The 11,102-nt window shown below is 52.6% G+C and carries 9 protein-coding genes; 8 read left to right on the forward strand and 1 reads right to left on the reverse strand.

Annotation, left to right across the window (positions count from 1 at the left end):
* The first annotated feature begins 329 nt into the window (after positions 1 to 329).
* From nuoH to MK110_12830, 7 genes are all read left to right on the forward strand, one after another.
* Positions 330 to 1,685 (forward strand): NADH-quinone oxidoreductase subunit NuoH, encoded by a 1,356-nt coding sequence (gene nuoH / locus MK110_12800; GenBank protein ID MCH2212176.1) that lies wholly within the window; start codon positions 330 to 332, stop codon positions 1,683 to 1,685.
* Entirely contained in the window at positions 1,682 to 2,284 is a 603-nt protein-coding gene (locus MK110_12805) for an NADH-quinone oxidoreductase subunit J (GenBank protein MCH2212177.1), read from the forward strand. Before nuoH ends, MK110_12805 begins: the two co-directional genes overlap by 4 nt.
* Positions 2,285 to 2,349: 65 nt before the next feature.
* On the forward strand, positions 2,350 to 2,658 hold the full coding sequence (gene nuoK / locus MK110_12810; protein ID MCH2212178.1) for an NADH-quinone oxidoreductase subunit NuoK: 309 nt from the start codon (positions 2,350 to 2,352) through the stop codon (positions 2,656 to 2,658).
* A gap of 66 nt (positions 2,659 to 2,724) precedes the next feature.
* The gene (gene nuoL / locus MK110_12815; protein MCH2212179.1) at positions 2,725 to 5,094 is read left to right on the forward strand and encodes an NADH-quinone oxidoreductase subunit L; all 2,370 of its coding nucleotides are present in this window, start codon (positions 2,725 to 2,727) and stop codon (positions 5,092 to 5,094) included.
* A 66-nt stretch (positions 5,095 to 5,160) separates the two neighbouring features.
* A complete protein-coding gene (locus tag MK110_12820) occupies positions 5,161 to 6,756 on the forward strand; it encodes an NADH-quinone oxidoreductase subunit M (GenBank protein ID MCH2212180.1) in 1,596 nt (531 codons plus the stop codon).
* Positions 6,757 to 6,818: 62 nt separating this feature from the next.
* Entirely contained in the window at positions 6,819 to 8,429 is a 1,611-nt protein-coding gene (locus MK110_12825) for an NADH-quinone oxidoreductase subunit N (protein ID MCH2212181.1), read from the forward strand.
* Between the two features lie 48 nt (positions 8,430 to 8,477).
* Positions 8,478 to 8,930, forward strand: coding sequence for a hypothetical protein (locus MK110_12830; protein MCH2212182.1), 453 nt, complete (start codon positions 8,478 to 8,480; stop codon positions 8,928 to 8,930).
* An 8-nt stretch (positions 8,931 to 8,938) separates the two neighbouring features.
* On the opposite strand, the gene MK110_12835 is transcribed toward MK110_12830, so the two are convergent.
* On the reverse strand, positions 8,939 to 9,694 hold the full coding sequence (locus MK110_12835) for a hypothetical protein (protein ID MCH2212183.1): 756 nt from the start codon (positions 9,692 to 9,694) through the stop codon (positions 8,939 to 8,941).
* Between the two features lie 342 nt (positions 9,695 to 10,036).
* Between MK110_12835 and MK110_12840 the strand changes: the two genes are divergently transcribed.
* The gene (locus MK110_12840) at positions 10,037 to 11,053 is read left to right on the forward strand and encodes a glutamine synthetase beta-grasp domain-containing protein (protein ID MCH2212184.1); all 1,017 of its coding nucleotides are present in this window, start codon (positions 10,037 to 10,039) and stop codon (positions 11,051 to 11,053) included.
* Positions 11,054 to 11,102: the final 49 nt, after the last annotated feature.

Raw genomic sequence — 11,102 nt, forward strand, 5'->3', positions numbered from 1 at the left:
TCGAGGGTTTTCAGCGAAACATTCGAAATCATTGCAACCTGTTCCATTATTGTATGTTTCTTCCCACAAGTGGGAACTCGTCCTGGCAGGTCAGGCCACGATTCGGAACTGTTCCCGCCCGTCCGAAACGGTCAGGCACTTGGTTGCAGCAGAAATACGCATTTGTCATAGTTTCGGAGCCGGACGGGTGTAAGTCTGCTTCTTCGTTTGGTTATGCGGCGGGCAAACATCCTGTCCATCGCTAACGTTTCTGCGATTCCACCGATATCGGGCTATCCTACTTCTCTCCGCAGTGCCCCAGTGCACGTTTGTACGGCGGACAGGACCGCATGTTTCTGACACTCGCCTCACAATCGCTACCAGAGCTTCTGGAGGACCTTGTTCCGCAGTCGTTGCAGAATGCTGCCCTGGAAGGCTGGCAATACGTCGGTGCTGCATTGATCCACATGGCTTTGCTGTTCGGCGTGTTTTCTCTGTGCCCGTTTTTTCTGATCTGGCTGGAACGCAAAGTTGCCGGTCGAATTCAGGACCGTCTGGGGCCCACGCGAGTGGGGGGGCGATTTGGCTGGCTGCAGTCTCTGGCCGACGGGGTCAAACTGATTCAAAAAGAAGATCTGTGTCCTCCGGCAGCAGATTCCATGTTGTTCAACGCGGCACCGTACATCGTTTGTATGTCTTCGTTTGCAGCATTTATTGTTCTGCCGTTCAGTGAAGGCTGGGTTGCCGTGGCCGCAGATTGCGGTCTGTTCATCATGCTGGCAATTATGTCGCTGGAAGTTTTTGGAATCATTCTGGCCGGCTATTCCAGCGCGTCAAAATGGTCGCTGTTTGGCGGAATGAGAGAAGCCGCCCAGATGGTCAGTTATGAAATTCCCATGGCTATTTGTGCGTTGATTCCGGTTGTTGCCGCCGGGTCGCTCAATCTGGGCGAAATTGGTGATATGCAAAGTGGTGGGATTCAAAACTGGTTTCTGTTGCACGATCCTTTCACGTTCATTGCTTTCTTCGTTTATTTCGTCGTGGCGACGGCCAGTTGCAAGCGGGCGCCTTTCGACCTGGCTGAAGCAGAAAGCGAACTCGTTGGCGGATTCCATACCGAATACAGTGGTATGCGATGGTCGTTCTTCTTCATGGGGGAATATGCCAGCATGTTTGCTGTGTGCGGTATCGCGTCAATTCTGTTTTTGGGCGGCTGGAGTACAGGGTTGCCCGCAGCCGACGAATTTCTTTCCGAAATGCGTGCCGGTGAGGGTGCGGGGAGCTATCTGGCAGGTGTTGTCGGAGCCGGTGTTTTTGCAGCAAAGGCTGCCGTTGGCGTGTTTATCCAGGTTTGGCTGAGATGGACGGTGCCACGCATCCGGATCGATCAGGTTATAACCGTATGTCTGAAATATCTTATTCCGATCAGTTGTTTTTTGTTCCTGGGGGCGATTGTCTGGCCGCTGGTTCTGCATTTTGGGCTGGGGGACAGGACAACCTGGAATGAACCACTCGGTGAGCGTGTCGCTGAGGCGATTGAAGGTGGTCAGCCGGTCACCGGCGTTCTGGAAACCGATAAGGAATCCGGTGAATTGGAACCCGGTTCGTCAGGTCACCAGACCGGGGTGGAGGGAGAGGATTCTGCGTCCTCGGCGCAGGTCGGTCATTTCGTGACACGCCATTCAGTAGAGGACGTGTCGCGATGATTGGCGAGTCTCTGTTCTTTACTCTGTTTGCTCTCATGGCGTGTTTGGGCGCGATCGCAGTGGTTGTCAGCCAGAGAATGGTACGTATGGCGTTCTGGCTGATCGTTTCACTGGGAAGCACGGCCGCGTTGTTCTTTCTGATCGATGCCGACTTCCTGGGAGCGGCTCAGTTGCTGATCTACGTTGGTGGTACGCTGGTCCTGCTGGTGTTTGCCGTGATGCTTACGTCAAGTGGCCCTTATCTGAATATTGAAACGTCACCCGGCGAGACCGTGATGGCGGCAATGCTGGGTCTGTTGTTTTTGTTTATTGTGATTTCGTCTCAAAGCGAAATCGACTGGGACGTTACAAATCAGCAAATTGCCGCTGCCGGCGGGACGACAGGTGAGGTATCTGCGTTCGATTCCGGATCAGACGGTAATACGTTGAGAACAATCGGTATGAGTCTTTTGAGTTTAAGGCCTGATCGGGGTGCAGCTGAAACCGGTGAGTTGCATACAGGCTATTTACTGCCATTTGAAATTGTCTCTGTGCATTTGCTCGTTGTGCTGATCGGAGCCGCTTATCTGGCTCGGGCAAAGCGACGTCGTGATTCCTGAGTTCGTTCCGGTACAAGGCTGTTCATTGTCGGACACCAGTTGTTCAGTTAGTGATTGTTGAATCTATGGAGCCCACCCTCAGCAGATATCTGATGATTGGCGCGGTTTTGTTTGTGTGCGGCGTGGTTTGCATGGCCACCAAACGCAACGCAATTGGGATTTTGATGGGTGTCGAGCTCGTGCTGAATGGGGCCAATGTGAATCTGGTTGCATTCTCTCACTATACGACTCTGGGTATCGATGGTCAGATTTATTCACTGTTCGTGATTGTGCTGGCGGCTGCTGAAGCTGCCGTTGCCCTGGCAATTGCTCTCAATTTTTACAATAACCACTTGACGATTGATGTGGATCGAGCCAACAGCCTGAAAGGCTGAGTCCTTCGAGAGGGAGGCGATTCATCGTCATTCAGTATCGAATGCGAATAACCGATGGTTGGTGAAGTGCTTATACCAACACTGCTGACAATCGCCTGGCTGCTTCCGCTGCTGGGTTTTGCTGTGGAGTTGCTCCACGGCAAAACAGGCGATCGCGCGGTCACAAAATGGCCGGCCTGGTGTGCGGTTGCGTGCATCGGAACCGGATTTCTTTGCAGTCTGTTTGCTTTGCTGACGTGGGGACAGGCCGGCGAATGGGCCGTGTTGGACAGTCACGGCGGGCATGGTGCGGATCAACATCATTCCGAAGATGATCAACACATTCACGACGACCACGACGACTCGGTTCATGAGCAGCAACACCATGCTGTAACGAATAGCTCCGGCTGGCAGGTGACTGCATTGACGGACACTGCGGAGTCCGGCAGCGCAGAACATGATGTTGCTCCTGCGATTTACAGCGGAACACTGTATACCCTGGGTGTCTTCGGTAGTCTGGTCGTGTCGATCGATTATTACATCGACGGTCTGACACTCGTGATGTTCACGATGGTGACCCTGATTGCAACCTGTATCCATTTGTTTGCGATTGGGTACATGAGTGATGAGCTGACTCATGAATACGAAGATCATTTTGCGCACACGGCCGACGGCAGTCATGTTTGTCGTCCAGGTCGCTTCTATCGGTTTTTTGCGTATATGTCGCTGTTCTGTTTTTCAATGCTGGGCCTTGTTCTGGCAGGAAATATTTTTCAGGTCTTCGTGTTCTGGGAACTGGTCGGCATTTGCAGCTATCTGCTGATTGGTTTTTACACGGAGCGTAAGTCTGCGGGCGACGCAGCCAATAAAGCATTCATTATGAATCGTATCGGAGACTTTGGGTTTCTGATCGGACTCATGGTTGTCTGGACATGGTTTGGTACATTTCAATTCAGCGAGCTGTTTGATCTGCTACCGAGAGATTCGGCTGGTCATGTCGTTGCCGATGAACTGGGGGAAGTCGTTGTCAATACGCACAGCGGTGAGTCCAAATCGATTCCGTACAGCTTGCTGGTCGTAGCCGGACTTGGAGTCTTCGCCGGATGTATCGGCAAAAGTGCGCAGTTTCCTCTTCAGACATGGCTGCCCGATGCGATGGAAGGGCCAACCCCCGTTTCCGCACTCGTTCACTCAGCAACGATGGTGGCCGCAGGTGTCTATCTTGTGGGCCGTTTCTATCCGATGTTTGTGCCGGAAGTCCTTTTGACAATAGCTTACGTCGGTGCCATTACTCTGTTTGTTGCAGCAACGATTGCAGTTGTCGCCACAGATATTAAGAGAGTGCTGGCCTATTCCACGATTAGTCAGCTTGGTTACATGATGTTGGGGCTGGGCATGTTTGGCTGGGCTGCCGGATTGTTTCATCTGATTACTCACGCGTTCTTCAAGTCACTGATGTTCCTGTGTTCCGGAAGCGTGATTCACGGTTGCCATCACGAACAGGAAATGCCAAAGATGGGTGGCCTGATGCGAAAGATGCCCGTTACCGCCGGCACGATGCTGATTGGCGTGATCGCAATCAGTGGACTGGCTGTTCCTGGCGTGATCGCTTTTTCGGGGTATCACTCAAAAGACGCCATTGTGGCCACGGCTCTGGCGTTTATTCATGCCAACCCTGCACACTTTTTGTTGTTTCTGCTGCCTCTGGTTACAGCTGGCATTACCGCATTTTACATGTTTCGCCTGTGGTTCTATACCTTTTACGGAGAACCGCGGGATCAGCACGTCTATGATCATGCTCATGAATCACCACGAATCATGACGGTACCTTTGATGGTACTGGCTGTGTTTGCAGCGGGTTGTGCTTTTGGTGGAGAACAGGGCCCGCTGTACATGTTGCTGTTGAGCAGTGAGCCGGGGCACGTGGCTGGTGGTTTGTCCGCGGCCGCAGCCGGCGCCCTGGCTCTGCCAGGGCATGATGCCATTCACGAGGTTCATGCAGAAGCCGGTATGTGGGCTCTGGTTGCCGCCGTTTCCGGTACGTTGCTTGCTTATGTTCTGTATGGCACAAAGACAGTCAATCTGAATGACATGAAACGCCATCTGGCGGGAATGCATCAGTTTTTGTCACAGAAATGGTATTTCGACGAGCTGTACGACGCGTTGTTTATGAAACCCATGCATCAGGTTGCAGCGTTTTTTGCGTGGATCGATCGTACGTTGATCGATGCCCTGGTCCATTCGTCAGCAAGACTGATCGTGCAGGTCTCCAAATGGGACCGTTTCTTTGACGAGAAATTTATTGACGGGCTTGTGAATCTGATCGGTCGAGCCACATTCTCTTCCGGAATTTTGTTAAAGGTTGTTCAGACCGGACGTCTCAGACAGTATGTGATGTTCATTGTCGTGGGTGTTGTGGCGCTGTTCGCCGTGTTATTTACAACGTTTCCGAACTGAAGTTTACGGCCAGTGCACTGTTCTTTAGTCAACTGCTGATATCCAGCCAACAGCTGTGGTTAACTCATGAACCCTACAGTCCTTCTTTCACTCATAATTTTTGCTCCGGCCATTGGCGCCCTGCTGCTTGCTTTCATGGACGGACGTGCTGTCGGTCAGCTGCGGAATTTCACACTGGTGGTTACGATCATCACATTTGTGCTCACTCTGCTGCTGTCTCTCGAGTTCAATTACGGTGAGTCCGGTATTCAGTTTGAAGTCGTCAAAAACTGGATTCCGTCGTGGAACGTGTATTACCGACTCGGCGTCGACGGGATCAGTTTACCACTCGTGTTGCTGACCAGTCTCGTCAGTATGTTGGCAGCTGTGGCCTCGTGGAGCATCAATAAACTTCACAAGGGATATTTCATTCTCTTCCTGCTGCTGGAAAGCGGGATGATGGGTGTGTTCCTCTCGCTGGATTTCTTCCTGTTCTATGTGTTCTGGGAGGTCATGCTGCTGCCAATGTATTTTCTGATTGGCATCTGGGGCGGACCTCGCAAAGAGTATGCAGCTATCAAGTTCTTTCTGTTCACGCTGGCCGGTAGTGTGTTGATGCTGATCGCCATGCTGATGCTGTACTTCACTACCGGTGGGCAGCAACACAGTTTTAATCTGATTGAGCTGGCAAAGGTGGCTGCGGGCAACAGCGATTACCTGACCACCGGGCTCACACCGAAGATGCAGATCACAGCCTTCGTGCTGCTGTTTATCGGATTTGCGATCAAGATGCCGGCCGTGCCGTTTCACACATGGCTTCCGGATGCTCATGTTGAAGCACCCACACCAATCAGCATGATTTTGGCCGGGGTGTTGCTGAAAATGGGTGGCTACGGAATTATCCGTATTGCGTTTCCGTTGTGTCCGTACGGTGCGTACTGGGCCGCGTGGTTTCTGGTGGCAATCGGAGTGATCAGTATCATCTACGGTGCATTCGCGGCCTTGGCACAAACCGACTTCAAGAGACTGGTGGCGTACAGTTCGGTTAGTCACATGGGCTACGTATTAATCGGTATGGCAGTCTGGAAGATTACGGACGGTCGAACTGTTAATCCTGACATGTGGAACATGGGGATCAATGGGGCGATGTTTCAAATGGTAGCTCATGGAATCAGCTCGACTGGTATGTTCTTTATGGTGGGGGTGATCTATGACCGGGTGCACCACCGAAATCTAAACGAGTTTGGCGGCCTGATGGGCAAAATGCCGGTGTACAGCGGCCTGTCGGTCGCGATCTTTTTCGCGGGACTGGGTTTGCCGGGAATGTGTGGATTCATCGGTGAAGTGTTTGTCGTATTGAGTACCTGGAATTTCAGTCCGGCATTGGCCATTGTGGCGGCCAGTGGAGTGATTCTGACCGCGGGCTATATCCTGTGGGCGCTGCAGCGAGTGTATTTGGGAGCTGAATACCGAGGGCCGCATGAAGAAGAAATCAGACCAATTACGCCTCGTGAAGCTTCGGTTGGTTATATTCTGCTGGCTTTGGCAATCTTTCTGGGTGTGTTCCCTGGTCTCATGTTCAGCATCATGAACGGATCTGTTGCGGAACTCACGGAACATATGCAGGCAGGCTATGATCATGCAGCGGCATACCTGGATCAGCAACTGCAGGCTATGCGTTAACTCCCTGGCAGGGAACCTGTGGCGTCTTTTGTTAAAACAACTTTCAGTTCGGTGATCAGATCGTGTTTTCTCAGCTGATTCAAAACCTGATCGACGACACGCTCGATTATTCGCTTGGTTACTTTGAAGCAGAATTGTGGCTCTGCGGCACTATTGTGGCATTGCTGCTGTTTCGTTTGCTCTCGATGGACCGGGTGATTCCGACCTCCATTCTTGCTCTGGCTGGTGCAGTGGCTGCCACGGTTGCGGCTTGGTTTCAGCTGACTGTCACAGATGGGTCGCAGACGTTTTTCACCGGCATGCTGATTCATGATCAGTTCAGTGTCTATTTTCGTCTTTTTCTGTCACTGTTCCTTGCGCTGACGATAGTGCTGACAATTCTGACCGGGATCCCGGATAACGAAGATTCCCCGGACTTCTACACATTACTGCTGGGTGCCACGATCGGCATGATGATCATGGCCAGTGCCAACAACCTGCTGATGCTGTTCATTGGCGTGGAGATGGCCAGTGTTCCAAGTTACGCCATGGTCGGCTTTCTTAAAGGACGCAGGTCCAGCAGTGAAGCCGCACTCAAGTACGTGGTCTATGGTGCAGGTGCGGCAGGGGTGATGCTGTATGGTGTCAGCCTGATAGTTGGAATTCTGGGAACCGGTGACATGGGTTTGCTGGCGGATCGTCTGCGGATCGTCGCGGAAAACGGAATGGCCGGGCTGGGTGATCCGGACGTACGGCTGGTCGCACTGGGTACGATGCTGATCATGGTTGGTCTGGCCTTCAAGCTTTCACTGGTTCCGTTCCATTTCTGGTGTCCGGATGCGTTCGAAGGAGCGTCGGCAGAAGTTGGGGGATTTCTGTCCGTGGCATCAAAAGCCGGAGCATTTGCGTTACTGGTTAGGTTTTCAGTGGCCTTATCTGGTGATCCGTCCGGCGCTGAACTGATGACCGCGTTTGGCATCGGTCTGGGTGTGGTGGCAATCGGCACCATGACCTTTGGTAATCTGGCTGCTTATGGTCAGTCCAATATTAAACGGATGCTGGCGTATTCCACGATTGCTCACGCCGGATATATGTTGATGGCGGTTTCCGCCATGCTGGTGATGCAAAACAGCAGCCAGGCCGGTGCGCTTGGTCAGGAAATTAATGCCTGTCTTGGCGGTTTACTTTACTATCTGGCTGTTTATCTGTTTATGAATCTGGGAGCCTTTGCCGTCGTTGCATTGATACGCAATTACACCTTCAGCGAAGAAATAGACAGCTATGCGGGCTTGATCCGCCAGAGTCCCGCACTGTGTGTGTGTATGGTGTTCTGTATGATCAGTCTTGTGGGGATACCACCGTTTGGCGGTTTTTTTGCCAAGTTGATGATCTTTGGTTCAGTCTACAAAGCCGGAGATTTGCACTGGTCGATGTATGTCTTGCTGGCCGCGGGGATTGTGAATACTGTTATTAGCCTGTTCTACTATCTGCGTGTGCTGAAAACGATGATCATTGACGAGCGTCCGGCAGACGCGCGTGCGGTCACGCTGCCAAATCTTGAAAACATATACATTGGTCTGCTTGGGGCATTTGTATTGCTGCTGGGATGTGCGCCAATCATTGCAGACGGGCTCAGTGTTATCGCAGGAGAAGCGGCCGGTAGCATCTTTTCTGCAATTGTTGCGTCCCCATAGGGTACTTATTCCGGGATGTGATTCTTTAGGTCGTGAAGCTGGATCTCCATGACAAATCCGCCGACAGCATCGATAATCAATGAGGCCCTGATTGGCCTGGCGCGCAGTTTTCTGCAGTACGTGGCAGAAAGCTGGCCGTGGGTTGACGTGTCGCACCAGTCGATTGAGAAGCAACTGCAGCTTTTGGCAGCCCGACAACGAGAGGATGTCAGCGAGCTTGTGCAGCTGTTAATCGATCGTGAGCTGCCAATAGACATTGGTGTGTTTCCCACGGAATACACTGACCTGCATTTCATTTCGCTGGTAACACTGCTTGACTGGCTGCAGATCGGACAAAGCCGAATTTCCGATCGTCTGGCTGCTGCAGCACAGTCTCTGCGGGAATCTGCAGACGAAGACGCTCTTGACCTTATTGAGGCAATTGCCGGCCGCCAGCAGAATCTGGCTGCCTCGCTGAGGGAACTTCAGCAGGAGCTGGAGAAAATAACAGCCGAGTCCTAGACAGGAATTTACGACTGCGTTCCCTGGATCTGAGCGACTAGGCGGGCTTCCAGATGAGGGTCTCGTCCGCGGGGCAGCCAGCGGGATGGAGCTGCCTGGCCCAGTACCTGATTCAGGTCACGATCAAAGACATCTGATTCAGAGAATGTGGCACCGCCGGCGTGCGTGGCTGTGGGACCTGGTACGTCTTCAATTTCTTTGTGAACCACCACGGAAACCATCATTTGATCTGAGCCGCTTCGGCCAAAGGAGATCACGACTCTGCGGCGGATGGACTGCAGCGTACTTTCCATACGATTTTGCAGTCCGACGGAGTCAGGGTGCCATGGCTCCAGAATGTTGGATCCGGCTCGGTATTCCGTTTCGATGATTCCTTCTAGTTTGCTTTCTCTTGCAATCAGAAAGTGATTGCGATGCAGCACGTCCACCGCACGTTCCCAGGTGGCGTCAACAGTGTTCGAGGGAATCAAAAGGGCATTTGTTCTCGGAACTCCGCGCCCGGATCCGGTAATACACCCGGTGTTTAGTGCAGTGACCAGCAGCAAAACAGTCTGGCAGAGCGGTTGAAGTGGGTAAGACAAGGTGTCATCCATGAATGTGAGACTGCCGCGTTCCTCTGAATGAGAATCGTCGTGGCGTTGACTGACGCGGCAATCGGCGGCTTCATACCGCCGTTCGGGAGTGTGTACTCCTGACGGGGGCTGCAGAATTCTGTCCTTTCCGGTCAGATGCCACAAGATGAGATACAGGCAGAGTTGTGGCATGCACCCCTCAAAGACAGTCAGCCTTGGTGTTTCCGGCGAATTCAGCCCGTCCGCTTTGATTGGCACGGCAGGTGCGTTGTAGGATGCCGATCTCCGGTCAGATTGATTTGGACCGGTATTCTGCCGCCGGATTTGGCAGAAGTGCTCAACGTGCAGGCAGATACCCTGAGCCGGGACTGGTGCACGCAGATTCGTCAGAATTTGTCTGGTTCGAGTACCAGCGTGTGGTACGACTGACTGGATCTGAACAGGGACGGACCTGAGCCGGAACAGGACGAGCGCAGCACGATTTCATCGTGCACAGCTTGCGGCAGTCCAGATAGCACGGGAGAAGTGAAAAGCATGGCGAAATCTAAACTGGAATACATCTGGCTCGACGGTTACAAGCCTACTCAGAGCCTGCGCAGCAAGACAATGATCGCAGATGACTTCAGCGGGAAGCTGGAGGATGCCAAGCAGTGGTCGTTTGATGGTTCTTCCACCGAACAGGCTGAAGGCAATTCCTCAGACTGTCTGCTGCAGCCCGTGGCTGTCTACCCCGACCCTGATCGATTTGGGGGCAATGGCTGGCTGATTATGTGCGAAGTGCTTAACGCGGATGGCACAGCACACGTTTCAAACGGCCGGTCAACCATTGCAGACGAAGATAATGATTTTTGGTTTGGTCTGGAGCAGGAATACACTCTGATCGACACCGAGACTAATCTGCCTCTTGGATTCCCCAGGAATGGCTATCCGGGCCCGCAGGGACCGTACTACACGTCCGTCGGTGCACGCAACACCTTTGGTCGGGAAATCATCGACGAGCATCTGCATCTGTGCCTCGAAGCCGGACTGAACGTTGAAGGAATTAACGCGGAAGTGATGGCCGGCCAGTGGGAGTTTCAAATCTTTAGCAAAGGGGCAGCCGAGTGCGGTGACCAGATTTGGATGGCTCGCTATCTCCTTGAACGCACCTGCGAAAAATATGGTGTGGCAGTGGACTGGCATCCTAAACCAATTAAAGGAGACTGGAACGGTTCGGGCATGCATGCCAACTTCTCCTGCGGTGCCATGCGAGACCCGGGTGGCGAAGAAGTTCATACCAAAATCTGCGAGGAGTTCGGCAAAAACATTGAGGAGCACATCGCTGTGTATGGTGCCGACAATGATCAGCGTTTGACCGGAGCACATGAAACTCAGTCAATCGACAAATTCAGTTATGGTGTCTCAGACCGCGGAGCATCTATTCGGATTCCCGTGGCCACGATTCAAAATGGCTGGAAAGGCCGCCTGGAAGACCGGCGACCGGCTTCCAACGGCGATCCCTACAAAATCGCGGCAGTGATCATCAAAACGACAAAGAAAGCACTTGCTTAAGCCGCAGTGCAAAATTGACAGTTTCAGTAAGGCCGGCAGCAAAATGTCG

Source organism: Fuerstiella sp., assembly GCA_022447225.1.
Taxonomy (GTDB): domain Bacteria; phylum Planctomycetota; class Planctomycetia; order Planctomycetales; family Planctomycetaceae; genus S139-18.

Coding starts and splice junctions, on each gene's coding strand:
- nuoH (MCH2212176.1), top strand. CDS start 330: ATGTTTCTGACACTCGCCTCACAATCGCTACCAGAGCTTCTGGAGGAC.
- MK110_12805 (MCH2212177.1), top strand. CDS start 1,682: ATGATTGGCGAGTCTCTGTTCTTTACTCTGTTTGCTCTCATGGCGTGT.
- nuoK (MCH2212178.1), top strand. CDS start 2,350: ATGGAGCCCACCCTCAGCAGATATCTGATGATTGGCGCGGTTTTGTTT.
- MK110_12820 (MCH2212180.1), top strand. CDS start 5,161: ATGAACCCTACAGTCCTTCTTTCACTCATAATTTTTGCTCCGGCCATT.
- MK110_12830 (MCH2212182.1), top strand. CDS start 8,478: ATGACAAATCCGCCGACAGCATCGATAATCAATGAGGCCCTGATTGGC.
- MK110_12835 (MCH2212183.1), bottom strand. CDS start 9,694: ATGCCACAACTCTGCCTGTATCTCATCTTGTGGCATCTGACCGGAAAG.
- MK110_12840 (MCH2212184.1), top strand. CDS start 10,037: ATGGCGAAATCTAAACTGGAATACATCTGGCTCGACGGTTACAAGCCT.